The sequence below is a fragment of the Lapidilactobacillus bayanensis genome (assembly GCF_003946695.1).
GTDB classification, from domain to species: Bacteria; Bacillota; Bacilli; order Lactobacillales; family Lactobacillaceae; genus Lapidilactobacillus; species Lapidilactobacillus bayanensis.
Map to the genome: position 1 here is coordinate 1 of NZ_RHOX01000033.1, position 19382 is coordinate 19382.

The window sequence follows — 19382 nt, forward strand, 5'->3', positions numbered from 1 at the left end:
CTCACCATTTACTATGATGAGGTAATTTTACCTTGAATAAGTCGTGTTTCACAGCCGGTCGATTATTAACTGCTTACGTTTATTTTGCGGTACGGTATGTGGTACAAACCTTTTTGTACCCGAAACTTGATCAACGACGCCCTTAAAACCTTGGAATACAGCTAAATCGGATTGTTCGGTCTCGCGAGTATAATTAGCGGTCATTTGAACGTTAGCATCGCCAAGGTAATGTAAATGAGCAAAGTTGGCTTATCAATACGGTCTTGCATATTGATTGCCGCGACTTGCCCGAGCATAACCATTTTTGTCTGCTTCTGATTGACTCATGAGTCGATAATTACCTGGATTAGTTACTCGAGCATAATACTTGTTGCTATCAGAAACGAATACTTGACCGGCCGGTGCAATTGTCCAACCACCACTTGTTGTTGGTGTGGTGGTTTTTGGTGTTGAGGTTGCCGGTGTTGAAGTGGTTGGTGTTGTTGCAGACGCCACGCTTGATTGCTTAGTCGAAGCACTACTTGATTTGGAAGTCGTCGGCGTCAGGCTTTTGCTGGTACCATTGTTGTAATCAATACTAATTCCTTCAGCATCATTGATGACGACGATCTCTTTATTGAGAACACCATCAGATGATTTGATATCGACGATAGAGCCTCGCGGAATAGTTTCGCTATTATAATAAAGCGGCGTTGTTTCATAGTAGACGGTAGTTTTGGTGTCAGGATGACTAGTCCAATAATTCTCCACCATTTCTTCAGCGTATCTCATTCCGCCATTTTGATTGGCGCCAACATTCTGCGATCTTGTCCCAGTTGTGAAATTATATTCTGAAGTATAGGAATCGCTGCCAAGTAAACTATCGCCAATCGAGTGGCTGCGATTGTAGAGCCAGCCATGATAAGTATGATTCGTTAAACTATAAGTAATTGCGACTGTCGGATTAGTATATGGCCAAGATGGCGGCTCCAGCGGATCACCTTGTCTTTTTCCTTTAGAGGCAACATATTGCGAGTAAGTAAGGACTGCTCTGGCGGTTGAAGAACGTTGTTGACTGTCAGCACTGAATTTGGATTGGCCGGCGGTGATCCCAGTAAAATCAGTTATTTTTGCCGCACCATTATCCCAGTAGTAGTTCTTGGTTGGACCGGCTGAACGCGCGTTAGTGTCGTCGACTAATTTTTTTAAAATAGTTTGGTTATTTTGATTTTTAGCTTGAGCGATGCTTGTTGCGCGCGCCTGACTTGATTCGGTAGCAGCTTTCTCTGATGCTTGTTTTTCAGCTAGTTTTTTAGAACTTTCTTCGGCAGCAATTGATTTAGAACGCTCTGTTGCTTGGGTAGCTTTCTTTTTGGAACTTGCGGTGCTGTCTGTCTTTTTTGAAGAGGGGGCGGCTAATGAACTGGTTTGCGTGTGTTTTTCGGTGACCGACGTGTTAGGTGCGAACGGCACACTGACCAGCAATAAACCGAGTAGTGCAATTAATGTAAAACCAATATTTTTAAAGTTAAGCCACTTGCCCGGTTTTCTTTTCGTGATTTTCTGAAACAGGGCGATCACGGTGGCAATGCTTAAAATAATTGACATGATTGTTAGGACGTTTATTAAAAAATTGTACATCAGGCTTCACCATCTTTTTAGAGTTTTTTGTAGTTTCATTGCTGCGTTAAATTTGATGTGAAATCAAAGTCAAAGCAAGTGTCACTCAATTATTGACGCTAAAATCAGTAATGATTTGTTTCTGGGGAATTTTATGTTCGATGAAGTCATGCTCTTTCTTAATGAATTCGTCGGGAGTGTCCGTGATAGCAGAAGTCGCAATTTGAACTAAGTTAGTTTTAATGTACAGACCATCAGGAAAATACGGATTAAAGTACTGGTAGAAATGACTGACGTTAGCTTCAATTTGTTGTTTGCTAACTTGATATTGTTGATGATAGTTAATGAGGTCGACTTGAATTGGTTGAGGACCGGTTGAAATAGGATAGCGGTGAATCCAGTAGTGCCTGGTTTCATCAAAATACGCAAAATTAGGATAGTCGAGCCACAGTGCCAGAAATAAATATTTCAATGTTTGTTCGTTGTTAATCTGCTCTGAAATATCTGCAATTTCTTTAGCATAACCATAAGCACGACCAAAATCATGCTGTGATTGCAAGGAATCAGTCAACTGTTGTTGAATCACTTTGATCGTAATTTCCGCGGGACTTCCGGCATCGTGTTCATGCCCAATCAAGTCAGAAATAGGCGTAAGACTGGACTTAACATTTTGATGTGCCCAGATAAAGAGTTGATTATTCTCGGCGAGTTGTTGGCCATCAGCAGACAATGAATAGCTCTGTGGTAATAGTGGCTCGTATTTTTTGGGCTCAACAGTCGTGCTTATTCGCTCAATTAGCTCTTGTTTTTTACCACTTATTTTTTTATTATTGGTTGAAAGAATTTTTTTGAGATCGGTAACTTTTAATTTTTTTAAGCTTGTTTGAACATCGCTGGTAATGATGAGGCCGTCCTTGATGAGTTTGGTTTTTGAAGCAACTGAGTTGAGGCCGTATCTTGACCGGAAATATTGAGGAATTGTTTTAGCTTGGTTTGAACCGTCTAACCAAGCTAAGAGAATAATTTCGCCGTAGTAGTAGCCACATGCTAGTTTAGGCCCGCGTAATGTTTTGTGCTTGTCAGCAGTTACAACATGATTAATGGGGGTGTGAACAGTTTTGTCGTCATTAGGTTGTGACGTTATGGTATTCTGCGCTTTGACCAGATTGGGAGTCGGTTCTTCTTGGACGCTGTTAGTCGTTTTTTTGTTTTGCCGATTTTGGTAGAAGAATATGCCGACGACAAGCGCAATTCCGATTGCGATATACCAGAATTGAATGAGTAGTGCAATCGCGACTGAAATCGCCACGACAAGTAGCGCAACGACACAACCGTTGCTACTGATGTCTTTGGACTTAGTTGTTTGTGCTGCACGAATATTATTATCGATCGATGAATCAAGGCTTTTGTGCGGGGTGTTTTCTCTTTTGACTGATCGTCTTAGGTTAGCTATGGTCTACACCTCAAATAGATTTTTAAAGTTGTTATTTTTAAATACTGGCAAACTTGTTCCTCCGCAATGACTGACGTTTAGGTTGTATGTTAAATAATTGCACGGTATAAATTGGCTCTCGCCAGATTGAGTGGGGAGAGCTTTCTGTTCAAATAATTCGAAAATAAAAACGATTACATTGCTATAATACTACAATAAGCGTCTATAGACTATTCACAATCAGCATCTTAAAATTTTTTCGGCATAAATCTTTTCTTTTGCGTATTTCATTATGAAAGGGTAAAAATCATTAAGATTAGACTTGCGTCGCATGTTTTTTAACGAGTTTGATGTTAAAGTGAACTAAATCTGGAATTAGCTGTTGATCTAATTCTTTTAAATGTCTGCCTAATTATTGTGATTTGTTTTAATAGACAAGGAGAATGTTTTTGAAAATCAAATCGGGGATTGCCTTGGTTATATTGCTCGCTGGCGGTTTCTATTTTTATAATCGTGAAGTTACACAGCCACAAATTCAGTCTGATACTTCAACTAACTCAGAGGTACAAACAATTCTGCTGCAAGTTCAGAATGGCTTAGTGACCGTTAAGAATAAACTAGCTGCTATTCTGAGCGGTTCAAGTCAGCATCAACAAAATCAAACGCCAAAGACAAATTCGACGAGTCAAGCAAGCGATGCTGACGCGAGTTCAAGTTCGGCAATTGATTCGAATTCTAATGAACACGGTGAATCCGAGAGCACCTCTAACTCAACCAGTACTACGGAGACGACTGGCGTAACGCCGATCGAATCAATTGTTCAAGGACAAAGGTTAGCTAACACCTATACTTATTCCTTTACTAGTGAAACACCAAATAATGTTCGTCAAGTTTTTCTGGCTGCTATTGCCACCTATAATCAAACAGGTTTGGTTAAACTGACAGCCGGTGAAGAAACAGAGGATCAAAATCATGTTACAATTTCAATTTATCAAAAGGTCTCTGCGAATGCGGGCACATTAGAATTAGGTGAGGGCGGTCCCAAAATTGTCAAGAAGTATAATCTGTTCCAATCCAAAACAACCAATCATGCGACAGCTAGTGTCAATACCAACTATCAAGCCGCCATTGCCAAATCAGTGGCCTTGCATGAATTAGGTCACGCGTTAGGGATGGATCATAGCAGTCAATTGACCTCGGTCATGTATCCGGTTGACCAAGGTGTGACAGTTTTAGCAACCGAAGATTTGGCAAGTTTGCGAGAGATCTATCGTTAACGATTTTAAGACAAGATGTTAGTTCTCATTAATTTTTTCAGTTACCAAACAAAAGCCGAATTTTGTTTACAGGCCTTAATAGTTATTCATTAAATGCGTTTATCAATCAAAATAAAGCATAGTTTTGCTGAACAAAATTGCTGCAATCGAAGCTAAAAATTTGTCATTGCGAGATTGAATTAACTTTTCGTAAGCATATCATAGGTAATTTCTTCTAAATATTGTTATAATTATTACATGTATCACTTTAGGAGGATACCATGATCAAGACAAATCGCTTGATTTTACGTAAGTTTCGTAATGATCGCACTGATATGAATTCTTTGTTAACTATTTTATCAGATGAAGCAGCTAATAAATTTCTACCATGGTTTCCACTCACAACATTGGCGGACGTTAAACAGTTTTATGAGGAACGGATTTTGCCAATGTATCAAGACCATCCTGCTAACCAGAATTATTATTGGGCAATTTGCATTGAAGGTCACGATTTCCCAGTTGGCTTGATCAATGTGGCAGGTAATGAAGCTCATGATTTGGGTTTTGTTTTACGCAAAGAGTTTTGGAATCTGGGCATTGTGGCCGAAGCGGCCGAAGGTATTCTGGATTTTCTTAAATCTGAGGGCATGTCTTATGTCACCGCAACTCACGATGCGCGAAATTTGCGCAGTGGTAAAGTGATGATCAAATTAGGAATGACGTATCAATATTCTTATCATGAACAGTGGCAACCCAAAGATATTCCTGTTATTTTTAAAATGTATCAAATTAATCTGGCTGAACCTGAAGCACCTGCTTATCAAGGCTACTGGGAAGAACATTCAGAACATTTTATTTAATTAATTAAAAAAGACGCCGATATTTTTGTGAGGCTGCCGATAAAGCAGCCGTCATTTTGTCGGGGTCTTTTTTGTGCGCGCTCTTAGTGGCGCTGATTAATCTTAAGTTCAATCATTATTAGTTTGTCATAAAATGGTGCCAATGTTTCGCCAGATAAGTTGTGGTTAAACTTTGAGGATCTTTAACAAGGTCAGTTGGTCGGCCAGTGGCAACGATTCGACCGCCGGCGGTACCGCCACGAGGTCCTAAGTCAACAATCGCATCACTATTGGCAATTAAATCAAGATCATGCGTGATGGTAATAATTGTTGCACCCCGATATAAAAGCTGGTCAAAAATTTTCAATAATGTGTGAACATCCAACGGGTGCAAGCCAATAGTTGGTTCATCAAAGACAAATAGTGTATTGAGTTGTTTTTGCCCTAAATGAGTGGTCAACTTCAAACGTTGCGCTTCACCACCGGAAAGGTTTGGCGTTGCTTCACCGAGATGCAAGTAACCTAGTCCCATTGATTGTAATGTTTTCAGTGTGTGTAAAATTCTCGGCTGACTCTGAAAAACAGTAAGTGCATCCGTGACTGATAATGCCAGCACATCGGCAATAGTTGCTTGTTGCCATTTAACGGTTAAAACAGTTTGCTTAAAGCGACGGCCCTGACATGTGGGACAGGTCTCAGCCATATCAGGGAGATATTGAATATCTAACGAAATTTCACCGGTTCCACCGCAAGTCGGGCAGGCGCCTTCTTTGTTATTGTATGAGAAGTACTTAGCACTGTAATGTTGGGCTTTGGCTGCGGGTTGAGCAGCAAACAGCTTACGTAGTTCGTCCATAATATTCGTATAAGTTGCCACCGTGGAACGTGTATTTTTGCCGACGGGACTTGCATCAACGCTAACCACTTTAGTAATTGCATCTGCGGCCAACTGACTGACATAATCGGGAAGTGGCACATGATGATGTTGAGCGGCTAAAGCTGGCAAAAGGCTGTCCAAAATTAGTGTTGTTTTGCCGGCACCAGAAAATCCGGTCACACTGGTTAGTCGCCCAAGAGGAAATTGAGCGTGAACTTGTTGCAAGTTAAAATGTTTCGTAACGGTGAGGTCTAATGTGCCTTGCTGAAATAAGTCGTTTTTTGAGGCAGGCTGGCGAACTAATAATTGTGCCTTCCCATTAAGAAAAGGGCCAATTAATGAATGCTTGTTACGACTGATTTCTGCAGGAGTTCCTTGTGCGATAACTTGCCCGCCGGCAGTACCAGAATGTGGTCCAATCTCAATGACCCAATCGGCGGCGGCAATCAGCGAAGTCTCGTGGTCAACAACGACTAATGAATTACCTTGTGCAATTAGTTCGCGAAAGATTTTAATCAAGCCGCGAACATTATCCGGGTGTAAGCCAACTGATGGTTCATCGAGAACATACAAGACACCAGTTGTTTCTGTGCGTAAAGTACGTCCTAACTGTATTCGCTGTAATTCACCCGTTGATAAGCTAGCACCTGTGCGATCCAAAGTTAAGTAGTCTAAACCTAGTTCAAGTAATGGTTGTAATTGATTTGATAGTTCGTTAGTTAAATTGGTTGCCAATTCTTGCATATTGGCGGGCAACCAGTTTTTGATGTCGTTAATGAATTGCGGTAAAGCACTTAGCGGCAGTGCGGCTGCTTCAGCGATGTTTTTGCCGACGACGAGCTGAGTTAATCGTGAAGGATTCAAGCGAGTTCCCTGACAGGTGGGACAAGTTTTAAACTTGTAGAAACGATCTAATCGTTTTAACGCTAAGTCACTTTTAGTAGTACTCATGCTATCCTCGACAGCTGCGTAGGCATTCTCATATAATGCGTGGTCCATATGAAAGACCCGGCCGTTTTTTGAGGGAATATCAACGGCGTACTGTTTCTTGGCACCATGCAGGACAAAATCCTTTTCTTGATCAGTTAGCTCTTGATAGGCAACGTCGATTCGAATACCGGCGGCTTGGGCAACACTGGGCATGAAATTACGGCCCGGAATACGCCAAGCAGCAATGGCACCTTCAGCAATTGTTTTTTCTGGCGCGTCAATTAATTTCGTCGGATCAAGTTGCCGCGTAATGCCTAATCCCTGACAAGTAGGGCAAGCACCATCAGAATTAAAGGCAAAGTCTTCCACACCAAAGGCTTGAAATTGAACACCGCAAGTTGGGCAAATAATTTGACCCATCTCTGTACCAACTTTGTCCATCGCTTCGGCAATGGCGATTGTCGGTGGTATTTGGTGACCATTCGGGCATTGTGGTGACCCTAGCCGTGAATAAATTAAACGCAAAATATTAAAAATCTCGGTCATCGTGCCAACAGTTGAGCGGACACCAGGAACTGCGGGCCGTTGTCGCAAAGCTAACGCCGACGGGATGTATTTAACCGACCGAACTTGCGCACGTCCGACTTGGCTAATGCGGCGGCGCGTATAAGTGGCTAAAGAATCCAAGTAGCGGCGAGCCCCTTCAGCATATAAAATCCCCATTGCCAGCGAGGATTTACCAGAACCAGATACGCCAGCAATAGTCACGAATTGATTAAGGGGAACATTGACATCAATATTCTTTAAATTATTAGCAGTGCCACCACGCACTTCAATTTGCGTGGGTAATTTAATTTGAACCAATGGATTGACCTTCTTTTAGTAGAGAGTGTTCAATTTACTTTAGCATTTGTGAGACCATGTTGACAAAAGAAGGGGCTTATTGAAAATTTGCTAATGAATTAATTCTTTGGCGGAATCGTGAATTTAACCGCAAAAAGAGGCGTGAGTTTAATCGTTAATATTGGCTTGGTTTTATTAAGATACCCTTAATATCACTGCTTTAGCAAGTGAATATGGTATAATTTCTACAGTATAGAATCTTGGATTCGTGTGAAACTTAGCTGGCGTACAAATATAAATATTTAAGGATTGATAGATAAATGAATAGAAATGGCTGGAATGGTTTAAAACGTTTTATCACGGTAGCAATAGATGTGCTCTTATTCAACGTCAGTATTTTACTCGCGTTTATGTGGAAATTTGGTCATATGATTCCGCAACGTAACTTTATTACATATGAGCAGTCGGCAGTGGTTATCTCATTGTTGTTTCTACTCGTTAACTTCTTATTAGGTGCTTATATTTATTATAATCGCCGGATTAGTGATATTCTGTTTATCACGGTTCTTGGTCAAATTCTGACGATATTGGGTATTACAATTATTTCGTTTATCGGTCGCTATTTTGCCTTTCCACGTTCGGTTTTAATTTACTCGTTCTTGACCAGCGCTGTTATTTTAGGGATGTGGCGCGTTCTTATTTTCTATATGTACTTGCATCTTGTTAGTGATCGTCGTGTTGCAGTTGTTGCTTACACAGAGGAATTACCTGCAGTTGTCCAGAATTTTGATTCTAGTAAAAATAACAAACATAAGATTACCTACGTCGTCACTGATCATTTCGTTGATAATGTTAAAAAAGTTCTTGATGACGTCGATATTGTCTACATTACAAAAGAAATTAGCGATGATGATCGACGCCAAATTGTTGATTTAGCGATTAAAAATGAGACTGAAATTTTCGTTCCTTCAACGTTTGATAATTTACTCATGTTGCGTCCTAATATGATGAATTTTGAGGATGAAAGTGTGATGGAACTTAGTCAATTTCGGATTTCTCCGGAGAATGCCTTTTTCAAACGCTTCTTTGATATTATCGTTGGCTTGATTATGTTGGTGCTTGCCTCACCATTTATGTTGATAACGGCTTTATTAGTTAAATTGACATCGCCTGGTCCAATCATATACAAGCAAACGCGAATTACGATGAATCAAAAAGAATTTCATATTTACAAGTTTCGTACAATGACCGCCAACGCCGAAGCAAAATCTGGTCCAATGTTGGCGCAAGCGAATGATGCACGCATTACGCCAGTCGGCAAGTATTTACGTAAAGTTCGTTTGGATGAGTTACCACAAATCTTTAACGTTTTAAAAGGTGATATGTCAATCGTCGGTCCACGTCCAGAACGACCATTTTTCGTTAATCAATTTAACGAGGAAGAACCACATTATTATTTGCGCCATAATGTGCGTGCAGGCATTACTGGTTATGCTCAAGTTTATGGTAAGTATGCTTCCGATTATCACAGCAAGTTGAAGTTTGATTTATTATATATTAAGACTTACAGTTTGATGCTTGATGCCAAAATCCTGTTACAAACGATCAAGATTTTATTTGATAAAGTTTCATCACAAGGTCTTGAAGACGATGATGAACCAGAAATGAAAAAAGTACATGAGATTGTAGAAGAGAACAATATTAAACATTTGAGTTAGAAGGAGGTTGGCATGTCTCTTAACTATTCAATTATTATCCCAGTTCATAACGCCAAACGGTTTCTGACAGACTTACTACAACAGTTACACGCGATTAACTACCAAGGTTATGAGTGTTTATTGATTGAAAATGGTTCGACAGATGGCACTTGGGAAATGTTAACAACTTTAACCGCTGATGATGAAATCTGTCGTGCTTTTCAAATCCCACCGCATGGCCCTGGTGCAGCACGCAATTACGGTATTGAACATGCGCAAGGCAAATACGTGCTCTTCTTAGATGCTGATGATCCAGTGCAACCGGATATTCTATGGCAGTATGATCAGGTTGCTGACCAAGATGATGACGATTTGATTATTTCTTCGTTTCAGTTCGATACGATGCGTGACAATCAGGTTGTTGTTAGTCAGAAATATCAATTAACTGATCATTTATTCAATAGTCAGTCTGATTTTTTTGATCAGCTTTATGATTTGATGAATCGTCAATTTGCCTATGTAATTTGGAATAAACGCTATCGGTTGGCACTATTAATTGATCATCAAATTCGTTTTCCAGAGTTCTTTAGTTGTGAGGATCGTATTTTTAATATTCGTTACTTTGAACATTGTCAGACTGTTTATACCACTTCTAAAATTTTAGCAATTTATCGGTATGATGCCGCTCATGGCTTAACAACTCGGTATGATCCCCATAAGTTTGCTACATTTAAACAATGGTATCAAGAAGCCGTAGATTTGTTGGGCGATCGTGCGTTGGCTGGTATTTCAGCGCTGTACTTGAAAGGGTTGACTTCAACGATTTTCTCTATTATTCGGACCAAGAAGATTGATCGTCAACATAAAAAAGGAGAAGTCCAAGAAATCTATCATGATCCAAGTGTGCGTCAAGCCAAGAAAGAAGCTATTACAGATTCCAAGATCAAACATCTGACAAAAATACTTTATGCTTTTCCCTTCCCACTTTTTTATATTGCAGTTTCTGTGGGGAGTTCTATGGAGTATCGTTTACCATCAGTAATTGAAAAATTTAAACGAAATTATTAGGGAGGCCAATCATTGTACAGCAAAAATGTTGAATTACGTGAAATCCAAAAAACAACACTAAATATTGCAACAACAATTGCCTCTTTTTGTCAGCAAAATAAGTTACTTTGTTACCTTTGTGGTGGCGGCGCAATAGGTGCAGTCCGTGAAAAAGGATTTGTACCATGGGATGACGACTTAGATTTTTTTATGCCGCGCGCTGACTATGAAAAATTCTATCAGCTTTGGCAGCAACGACCACCAACACGGCAATACGTTGTTGAGAAAGCTGCGAAACATTTTGTCAATCATAATAACTTTATGACAATTCGTGATCGCGAGACGACTTTTATTAAAACTTACCAAAAAGACTTAGATATTGTGCACGGTATTACCGTTGATATTTTCCCATTAGATGTTGCACCAGAATCAGTAAGTAAACAACGGATTCAAAAGTTTTGGGCGTTAATATATGCGTTGTTCTGTGAGCAAGTTGTTCCAGAATCTCATGGTGGGATCATTTCATTTGGTAGTCGTTTGCTACTGGGCTTGTATAGGAGTAAGGCAAGTCGTTATCAAGTTTGGCGATTTGCGGAGCGGCAAATGACTAAGTATAATGAAACTAATTCGGCGCTGATAACAGAATTGTGTGTTGGTCCCAAGTACATGGGGAATTTATATAGCCGATCCGATTTTGCCAGTGCCGTTGAAATGAATTTTGAAGATACTAAGTTGCCTTTGCCAGTTGGCTATGATCGTTATTTATCTCAAGTTTTTGGTGATTACCTGAAACGTCCAGCTTTAGAAGACCAAGCACCACATCATGATGCAGTATTTGTTGATCCGAATCATTCTTACCAAGAATATCGGGGACGCTATTATTTAAGAAAAGAGGAAAAGTAAATGACAACAGCATTAATTATCGCCGGCGGTGTCGGCAAACGTATGGGGATGGATATTCCGAAGCAATTTATCCTCGTAAATGAGAAACCGGTGATTATTTACACCCTTGAGTCATTCCAAAAGCATCCCAAGGTTGATCAAATTCTTGTTGTTTGTAAAGAGGGCTGGATTGATACCATGTGGGCTTATATTAAAGAATATAATGTCTCAAAAGTTAAATGGGTTATTGCTGGTGGCAGTAAAGGCCAGGAGTCCATTAATAATGGGGTTCAATTCTTAAAGGATTATTGTGAAGATGACGAAACGGTGATCATTCATGATGGTATTCGCCCATTGGTTGATGAACTAGTCTTGTCAGATGTTATCGTCAAGTGTGAACAATATGGAAATGCCGTAACATCACTACCTTATAACGAACAGATCTTTGTAAAGAAGACTGAAGAGACGACGCAACAATATATTGATCGGACAATTTTGCGTCGTGTGGGGACGCCACAAGCTTATAAATATAGTAAGTTGTTATGGGGTTACAACAAGGCGATCGCTGATAATGTTGGGATGACCGATTCTTCATATACAAACACGATGATGGTCGATTTAGGCGAAACATTGCATTTTGCAGCTGGTTCAGACAAGAATATTAAGTTAACGAATACCGATGATCTGGCCTTATTTAAGGCATATCTTAAGATGAAAGAATAGGCGGCTGTTGATGCTAATTGACCATGATGTTTATCGTTCTGATTTACAACAAGTTATTGATTCGCAAAAAGATTGGTCACAAATTGATGGTCATTCTTTTTTAATTATTGGTGCTTCAGGAATGATTGGTTCTTATTTAGTCGACGTACTGATGCAGCGGAATCGATTGACTGATGCTGGAATACGCATTTATGCAATGGGGCGCAGTGAAAAGCATCTAGAGGATCGTTTTTTAAATTATATTGGTGATGTTAACTTTAATCTAGTTGTTGCAGACGTGACACAGCCATTACCTGATGACCTGCAAGTTGACTATATTTTCCACGGTGCAAGTAATACGCACCCGCGAGCTTACGCGACGGATCCGATTGGTACAATTATGACCAATCTTAAGGGAACTGAGCAGGTATTAGAACATGCCGCAAAGGTGAAGACGCAACGGGTACTGTTTTTATCTAGTGTGGAGATTTACGGTGAAAATCGGGGCGATGTTAATAAGTTTGTTGAAGATTATTCTGGTTATCTTGATTGCAATACGCTTCGTGCCGGCTATCCAGAGGGGAAGCGTGTTAGTGAATCGTTATGCCAAGCCTATATTGCCAAATATGGTTTAGATGTTGTGATTCCAAGAATTTGTCGGACTTTTGGACCAACAATGAAATTAGACGATTCTAAAGCATCGTCACAATTCATTCTAAAAGCCGTACACAATGAAGACATCGTCTTAAAGAGCGAAGGTACTCAATATTATTCATATGGGTATGTGGGTGATATTGTGTCCGCATTATTGTTTATTCTGGTTAATGGCGATAACGGTGCTGCTTATAACATTGGCAGTGAACAGTTTGATCTTCATTTGAAAGATTTGGCCAATCAATTAGCACAAATGAACGGTCAAAAAGTTGTCCTTGATTTGCCCGATGCAACCGAAGCAGCTGGTTTCTCCAAAGCGACGACGGCAATTTTAGATACGACCAAACTTAATCAACTAGGTTGGCAATCAATCTTTGATTTATCGACTGCTTTAGACCATACAGTTAAGATTCTAAAGGATGAACTTAAAGACAATGCCTAAAATAAGTATAATTGTACCTGTTTATCAAGTCGAAAAGTATTTAGCAAAATGTGTTGATTCCATTCTTGACCAAACATTTACCGATTTTGAATTGATTCTAGTAGATGATGGTTCAACTGATCGCGGACCAGCAATGTGTGATCAATATGCAAAGCGAGACGAACGCGTCAAAGTTATTCATAAGAAAAACGGTGGCTTAAGTGACGCGCGGAACGCCGGAATTGATATTGCACAAGGCGACTATCTTGGCTTTGTTGATAGCGATGATTATATTGCGGCTGATATGTATGACTTACTTTACCATGACATTACTAAAGAACAGGCTGATTTAGCTATTTGTGGTATTTATGATGTTTATGAAGGGCATGAACCAAAGCAGAAGGATACAATTCGTGACGTCATGAATCAACAACAGGCAATTAAAGTTATTTTTGAGGGCAATATTGTTTCCGTTCATGCTGTTAACAAATTGTATCGACGTGCGATTTTTAAGAAGTTGCGTTATCCTATCGGTAAATATCATGAAGATTCCTTTGTGATTTTAGATATTCTTGAACAATGTCAAAAAATAGTCATTGATTCGCAACAGAAGTATTTTTACTATCATCGGGAGGGCAGCATTAATACGGAACGTTTTTCACCAAGTCAGTTTGATTTCATTGAAGCGTGGCAAAAAAATGATACAAGATTAGCGAAAATGTATCCACAATTAGCGGATGTCGGGCGGCAACGCGTCTGTTTTGCGAACTTTATGGTGCTAGATAAATTAGTTCGCGGTCATGCAGAACATGACTATTCGGAAACAAAGACAATCGTACATTATTTACGATCTAATTTTTGGTTTATTATGAAGAACCCGATTTTTACTAAACAACGTAAAGTGTCGATGATCTTATTAACGTTAAGTTTGCGCCTATATCGAGTCCCAGTAATGATTCAAAAAAAGCACAATTCATAAAAGGGTGGAAGCATGGAAAAGTTAGTGTCATATAACAAAATGTTAAATCGAGTTTTTCTATTAACATATGAAGTTGCACTTTTGGCGAGAATGGTTATTCTTTATAGCCTGATCGATTCTCGATTTGATACAGTGCTCTTCTCAGCAATTACTGGTTTGGGAGCCATTACATTTCTGAGTAATGTTACAGTTTGGGTGAAGCAAAAAAAAATTCCCAATATTTGGCTCATTCTTTTTACATTAGCAATGATAGTTTCATCATTATTAAATGGTAGCAAAAATTTATTCGGCAATTTTAGATTAATTGCATGGGAGGGAATACTATTTTTTATAGTTTTCTATAGTGCAAGCAAAAATGATGAGAAGCTAGTAAGATATTTTGAGAATATTTTTTTCGTTTTTTCTGGGGTCACCATTTTTATTTCGTTATTGATGTTTATTACAAAGCTTGGTTATGTGGCGCCACTCGCGAAAATCTATTACGGTTTTCGCCTCGGTTTCGTTGAGAATAGACTCTATGGCGTTTTCGTTGAACCAAATTTTGCGGCAAATATGTCTCCAATAGTTATTCTTTTATCTTTGAAGCGACTGATAAATGGCCATTTATCTCGTCATCAAAGAGTTAGTCTTGAGATATTGATGCTACTAAACTTTTTCTATATCGTTTTATCAGGTTCAAGAACAGTGTTGGTCGAATCTGTCGTCATTGTAATGATTGGAATGTTCTTCGTGAGCTTTTCAAGGTTTCAATCTATACGTCTAATAAAACGCTGGTCTGTCTCCTTATTAATTGGCCTAGTAGGCGTGACGATTTTTGCCGGTGCGTACTACGGTTTCAAAAGTGTGGCCCCGTATCTCTCATTACCAGATAATATTTCTTTGAGTCGTTTTAAGGGGAGTTCAAATGATGGAACAATGGATAATAACGGTGATGAAGATATCTCTTTAAAAAGAGAAGATGTTTCTAATCAAGCCGATGCATCAAATGGTCGGATACGTTTATGGAAGAGCGCAATTGAAATTTTTCAATCCAGCCCAATTTATGGAACATCACCACGAAATTTGGTGAATTATGCGGAAAAGAATTTACCAAATACACGTATCGCGCACTCAAAGCAAACACCACATAATTTCTTATTGTTTACGCTCGCCGGAACCGGACTGATCGGAATTATTCCGCTACTGATTTTCTTGATTACCGAATTTTTTGGGGTTATTTATGCTTTATTTAAAAATGATAATATCGCTAACGTCACTTATTTACTTTATGCTTTAATCGCGGTTTCATCAGTTATCTTTGGTTTGCTAATGCCGGACATTATTTTCGAAAATAGAATTGGTGCATTATGTTTCTGGTTGTATCTAGGTACGGCAAGTTATCAAAAGCAATTTATTGGAAAGGAAATTAATAATCATGCAAAAGCTAAACTTACAGGAAGTACAAGACAAGAGCATTGATATATTAGTTTATCTTGACCAAGTTTGCCGCTCAAATAATTTAAAATATACCATTTTTTATGGAACATTGATTGGCTTAGAACGGCATCAAGGTTTTATTCCTTGGGATGATGACATTGACCTTGTAATGTTGCGTCCGGATTACGAAAAATTATTATCAATCTTAGCAACTGATAATCGCTATCAGTTGCTATCTTTTAATAACCGTGAACATTATCGTTATCCCTTTGCAAAATTGGTCGATCAAGAAACCAGGCTAGTATCAGATCAAATTTATAATGTTGAGGATCCGTTAATGGGCGTCTTTGTTGATATTTTCCCACTAGATGGTATTCCCGATACGAAAAAGGAACAAAAAGAATTTCATGATCTCTGCGAACAATATCGGTTAAATATGATGGATACGACAGGAAATAAATCCTATGCACGTTCTTTTTCGAAGTGGAAGGGGTTAGTTAAGCGAGTTTCTCGTTATCCTCACTATCGTAAGGTCCTTAAAGAAGGTGACGATAATTATTGGCGCCACCAATATCAATTAGCAACGATTAAGTATCAGGTAGAAGATGCTACATACTGTGGCTATTTAGAATATATTGATCGCAATTGGGGCGTTTTCCCAACTAGTTGGTTCGCTGCGGATCAATTTGAAGATGTACAATTTGCCGGGCATCAAATTATGGCAATTAAACAGCGCAAAGCGTTTTTAAAGTTACGCTTCGGTGATTATCTAAAGTTGCCGCCAAAAAGTGAACAAGTAACGCATCACCCGTATACGTTTTTTCGCAAATAGTAAAGGAGCACTCAAATGAAGCGAGGACGCTTGGAGTATTCGATTTTAAATTCATCAATTTCCTCAATAATTTATATTGGTCGATTGTTGATTCAATTTATTGCGAGAAGTTTATTCATTCGATTCTTAGGACAGACATACTTAGGCTTAAATGGTTTATTTACGAATATTCTTAGCCTGTTATCAATGGCAGAGCTTGGCGTTGGTGCTTCGATCGTATTTTCATTATATCGGCCTCTTGCCGAGGATGATCATCCCAAAATAACTGCGTTAATGCAATTATACCGTAAGGCTTATGATTTAATTGGCGTGGTCATTGGTGTATTGGGAATCGTGATTATGCCGTTTCTTCCGTTCATTATTAAGGACATGAAGAGCGTTCCTAATGTTTACACTATTTATTTATTGTTCCTTGCCAACTCGGTGGTTAGTTATTTCTTTACGTATAAGCGCTCTTTAATTACAGCAGATCAAAAAGCCTATATTGTTTCGTTGAATGATTTTATCTTTCTTTTGTTAACTAATATTGTGCAAATAGGTTTTCTTTATATAAAAGCCGATTTTATTATTTATTTAATTATCCAAATTATTTTTACGATCTTATCTAATATTTGTATTTCCTGGATTGTCGATAGGCGTTATCCGTATTTACATCATAGTCCGCCTGAAAAAATTGATCATGAAACCGCAGATGTTATTAAAAAAAATGTACTTGGTAATGTTTCTTCGACGATTGGCGGTCAAATCGTTATGGGTACTGATAATATTTTGATTTCTGCGTTTGTTAATTTAACGGCGGTCGGAATGTATTCCAATTATACGTTAGTGGTTAATGCCATTCAGAATTTATGTAAACAAGTAACAAACTCCATAACGGCCAGTATCGGCAATTTTGCAGTTACCGCCAGTCAAGAAAAAAATAACGAATTATTTCAACGTCATTTTTTCGTCAATCATACATTGATTTTCTTTAGTGCAACGGTTCTGGAAGTGATCTTAAATACCTTTATTCAATGGTGGGTTGGCCCTAAAAACGTTTTAACTTCTATTACGGCAACTTTAATCATTATCAATTATGCAATTCAAGTATATCGTAATACTGGGTTTGTTTTCATTCAGTCATTTGGTTTGTTTTGGTATCAGCGTAAAAAGCCAATTATCGAGGCCGCCGTTAATTTAATTGCATCATTGCTATTTTTAGGTGTTTTTAAAATGGGAATTAACGGTGTTTTATTGGGGACAATTTTGTCGTCGTTTGGCTTTGTCATTTGGTATGAGGCATATGTTGTTTATAAGTACGCATTACATCGTCCCTTAAGAGAATATGTCGCGTTGATGCTACGTAGTGTGGCCGAGCTAATATTTACGGTTGTTGTCACGGCAGTTACGGCCAATAAAATCTTGCCATCAAATGTAAGCTTTATGGGTTTGCTAATTAAAGTCGTTTATGCATTAGCGTTAGCAACAGTATTTTATGTTTTGTTTTACCACAAGCGCCCCGAATTTAAATATTTAGTGTCGGTGGGTAAACGTTTGATTAAAAGAAATCGAGGTTAGAGATGAGAATTGCAATTGTTAGCCCTGGTTTCGGCTATGGTGGATCTTATATTGTTGCATCAAATGTTGGTAAAGAACTTCAAAAAGATCAGGATAACGAAGTCTTCTATTTAGCTTATCAATATCATACTAACTTTTCTGGCGTTCCTGATGAACGGTTGCATTATTTCGGTCATAATGTTGGCCGCGTTCGACAGAATATCATTCGAGTAGGTAAGGCTGTAGAATTGTTAACGCGGCATGAATTTACACCGATTAAGTATCGTCAGCATGATTTACAGGCTTTGTTGAACGAGATTGATCAAAATAAAATTGATGTCGTTATTCTGAATACCTTCCTCTCTGTAACTTTATTCGCCCAGCAATTAAAACAATTACGTCCTGGCGTCAAAATTGTTGGTTGGTTACATGAAGCAACAAGCTATAGTTTTGGTAATTTGACAAAAAACTATCGTCAATCCTTTATCAACGGTTTACGGGCTTTAGATCGATTAGTTTGTCTAACGAATATTGATTTACAGAAGATGTTAACCGTTAATTCACGTTCACAAATTATTTATAATCCTGTAGTGTTGCCAGAACATGAAATTTCTGCTCTACAAGATAAGGTTGTTTCTTTTACGACGCGTCTGAATGTTCACATTAAAGGCCTTGATTACTTAATGGAAATAGCCAACCAAATCGAAGATGGTTGGTCGATAAGAGTCGCTGGTCAGGGTCGTCCAGAACAAGTCACTGAATTTAAAGAATTACTTGAAAAAAACGGTAATCCAAGCAAAATTAATTTTGTCGGTGAGTTGGTTGGTAACGATTTAACTGAGCATTATCTTCATAGTTCAATCTTTATTTCTACTTCTAGAACTGAGGCATTACCATTGGTTTTGATTGAGGCTATGTCCTTTGGATTACCAATTATCAGTTTTGACCACAATGGGGCCAAAGAAATATTGGCCGATGGTAAATATGGTGAACTTGTGGCAATCGGTGATGTTCAAGGAATGGCAACTGCAATTAATAACTTGGCTAATTCTCCAGAAAAAATGCGGCAGTTACAACAATTGTCATTAAGCCGCTATGATGATTTCAAGATGCCTGTGATCATCAAAAAATGGCGGGATTTATTAAATCAGTTATTCGAATAATTGAGGAGATAACTATGATAAAAGTTTTTATTATTTTGGATAGTTACGGAATAAAAGTCTGAATTCGAATGATTAACTACGCCGTTTTGTTAGGCCAAAAAGCTGGTCAAACAGAACAGTGTAGTTAATTATCCTCAATTCAGCTTTTTCTTTTGGCATTTATAAATTTGTGAATATAATCATGTTAAAATAGAAATCATGTAAGCAGTTAATAATCGACCGGCTGTGAAACACGACTTATTCAAGGTAAAATTACCTCATCATAGTAAATGGTGAG

Annotated in this window: 15 protein-coding genes; 12 read left to right on the plus strand and 3 right to left on the minus strand. The window is 38.6% G+C overall.

Annotation, left to right across the window (positions count from 1 at the left end; all coding sequences use genetic code 11):
* Positions 1 to 252 precede the first annotated feature (252 nt).
* Both EKM65_RS09990 and EKM65_RS09995 read right to left on the minus strand, forming a co-directional pair.
* Positions 253 to 1620 (minus strand): DNA/RNA non-specific endonuclease, encoded by a 1368-nt coding sequence (locus EKM65_RS09990; protein WP_225420453.1) that lies wholly within the window; start codon positions 1618 to 1620, stop codon positions 253 to 255.
* 85 nt (positions 1621 to 1705) lie between these two features.
* Positions 1706 to 2908 carry an SAP domain-containing protein gene (locus EKM65_RS09995; protein WP_164506909.1) on the minus strand — a complete coding sequence of 401 codons (1203 nt, stop codon included), beginning with the start codon at positions 2906 to 2908 and terminating at the stop codon, positions 1706 to 1708.
* 572 nt (positions 2909 to 3480) lie between these two features.
* On the opposite strand from EKM65_RS09995, the gene EKM65_RS10000 reads away from it, so the two are divergent.
* Together EKM65_RS10000 and EKM65_RS10005 are read left to right on the plus strand one after the other, a co-directional pair.
* The gene (locus tag EKM65_RS10000; RefSeq protein ID WP_164506910.1) at positions 3481 to 4308 is read left to right on the plus strand and encodes a M57 family metalloprotease; all 828 of its coding nucleotides are present in this window, start codon (positions 3481 to 3483) and stop codon (positions 4306 to 4308) included.
* Between the two features lie 260 nt (positions 4309 to 4568).
* Positions 4569 to 5147: a GNAT family N-acetyltransferase gene (locus EKM65_RS10005; RefSeq protein WP_125608063.1), complete on the plus strand. Its 579-nt coding sequence runs from the start codon at positions 4569 to 4571 to the stop codon at positions 5145 to 5147.
* A gap of 118 nt (positions 5148 to 5265) precedes the next feature.
* Here the strand turns inward: EKM65_RS10005 and EKM65_RS10010 are convergent, their stop codons facing one another.
* Positions 5266 to 7797 carry an excinuclease ABC subunit UvrA gene (locus EKM65_RS10010; protein WP_125608065.1) on the minus strand — a complete coding sequence of 844 codons (2532 nt, stop codon included), beginning with the start codon at positions 7795 to 7797 and terminating at the stop codon, positions 5266 to 5268.
* 299 nt (positions 7798 to 8096) lie between these two features.
* Here EKM65_RS10010 and EKM65_RS10015 point away from each other — a divergent pair, with 299 nt between their 5' ends.
* The 10 genes from EKM65_RS10015 to EKM65_RS10060 are packed head-to-tail and all read left to right on the plus strand — an operon-like array spanning position 8097 to position 19105.
* Complete coding sequence (locus tag EKM65_RS10015; RefSeq protein ID WP_125608067.1) at positions 8097 to 9494, plus strand: sugar transferase; 1398 nt, start codon at positions 8097 to 8099, stop codon at positions 9492 to 9494.
* A 12-nt stretch (positions 9495 to 9506) separates the two neighbouring features.
* On the plus strand, positions 9507 to 10541 hold the full coding sequence (locus EKM65_RS10020) for a glycosyltransferase family 2 protein (protein WP_125608069.1): 1035 nt from the start codon (positions 9507 to 9509) through the stop codon (positions 10539 to 10541).
* 12 nt (positions 10542 to 10553) lie between these two features.
* The gene (locus tag EKM65_RS10025; protein ID WP_125608071.1) at positions 10554 to 11423 is read left to right on the plus strand and encodes a LicD family protein; all 870 of its coding nucleotides are present in this window, start codon (positions 10554 to 10556) and stop codon (positions 11421 to 11423) included.
* Positions 11424 to 12125 carry an IspD/TarI family cytidylyltransferase gene (locus tag EKM65_RS10030; RefSeq protein ID WP_125608073.1) on the plus strand — a complete coding sequence of 234 codons (702 nt, stop codon included), beginning with the start codon at positions 11424 to 11426 and terminating at the stop codon, positions 12123 to 12125.
* Positions 12126 to 12135: 10 nt separating this feature from the next.
* On the plus strand, positions 12136 to 13200 hold the full coding sequence (locus EKM65_RS10035; RefSeq protein WP_125608075.1) for an NAD-dependent epimerase/dehydratase family protein: 1065 nt from the start codon (positions 12136 to 12138) through the stop codon (positions 13198 to 13200).
* Positions 13193 to 14158 (plus strand): glycosyltransferase family 2 protein, encoded by a 966-nt coding sequence (locus EKM65_RS10040; protein WP_125608087.1) that lies wholly within the window; start codon positions 13193 to 13195, stop codon positions 14156 to 14158. Before EKM65_RS10035 ends, EKM65_RS10040 begins: the two co-directional genes overlap by 8 nt.
* A 12-nt stretch (positions 14159 to 14170) precedes the next feature.
* The gene (locus EKM65_RS10045; protein ID WP_125608077.1) at positions 14171 to 15616 is read left to right on the plus strand and encodes an O-antigen ligase family protein; all 1446 of its coding nucleotides are present in this window, start codon (positions 14171 to 14173) and stop codon (positions 15614 to 15616) included.
* The gene (locus EKM65_RS10050) at positions 15573 to 16406 is read left to right on the plus strand and encodes a LicD family protein (protein WP_125608079.1); all 834 of its coding nucleotides are present in this window, start codon (positions 15573 to 15575) and stop codon (positions 16404 to 16406) included. The genes EKM65_RS10045 and EKM65_RS10050 overlap by 44 nt, the downstream gene beginning before the upstream one ends.
* A 15-nt stretch (positions 16407 to 16421) precedes the next feature.
* On the plus strand, positions 16422 to 17963 hold the full coding sequence (locus tag EKM65_RS10055) for a lipopolysaccharide biosynthesis protein (RefSeq protein ID WP_125608081.1): 1542 nt from the start codon (positions 16422 to 16424) through the stop codon (positions 17961 to 17963).
* Between the two features lie 2 nt (positions 17964 to 17965).
* Positions 17966 to 19105, plus strand: a complete 1140-nt coding sequence (locus EKM65_RS10060; RefSeq protein WP_125608083.1) for a glycosyltransferase — start codon at positions 17966 to 17968, stop codon at positions 19103 to 19105.
* The last annotated feature ends 277 nt before the right edge of the window (positions 19106 to 19382 follow it).

Coding starts and splice junctions, on each gene's coding strand:
- EKM65_RS10050 (WP_125608079.1), top strand. CDS start 15,573: ATGCAAAAGCTAAACTTACAGGAAGTACAAGACAAGAGCATTGATATA.
- EKM65_RS10055 (WP_125608081.1), top strand. CDS start 16,422: ATGAAGCGAGGACGCTTGGAGTATTCGATTTTAAATTCATCAATTTCC.
- EKM65_RS10035 (WP_125608075.1), top strand. CDS start 12,136: ATGCTAATTGACCATGATGTTTATCGTTCTGATTTACAACAAGTTATT.
- EKM65_RS10020 (WP_125608069.1), top strand. CDS start 9,507: ATGTCTCTTAACTATTCAATTATTATCCCAGTTCATAACGCCAAACGG.
- EKM65_RS10030 (WP_125608073.1), top strand. CDS start 11,424: ATGACAACAGCATTAATTATCGCCGGCGGTGTCGGCAAACGTATGGGG.
- EKM65_RS10040 (WP_125608087.1), top strand. CDS start 13,193: ATGCCTAAAATAAGTATAATTGTACCTGTTTATCAAGTCGAAAAGTAT.
- EKM65_RS10060 (WP_125608083.1), top strand. CDS start 17,966: ATGAGAATTGCAATTGTTAGCCCTGGTTTCGGCTATGGTGGATCTTAT.
- EKM65_RS09990 (WP_225420453.1), bottom strand. CDS start 1,620: ATGTACAATTTTTTAATAAACGTCCTAACAATCATGTCAATTATTTTA.
- EKM65_RS10005 (WP_125608063.1), top strand. CDS start 4,569: ATGATCAAGACAAATCGCTTGATTTTACGTAAGTTTCGTAATGATCGC.
- EKM65_RS10015 (WP_125608067.1), top strand. CDS start 8,097: ATGAATAGAAATGGCTGGAATGGTTTAAAACGTTTTATCACGGTAGCA.
- EKM65_RS10045 (WP_125608077.1), top strand. CDS start 14,171: ATGGAAAAGTTAGTGTCATATAACAAAATGTTAAATCGAGTTTTTCTA.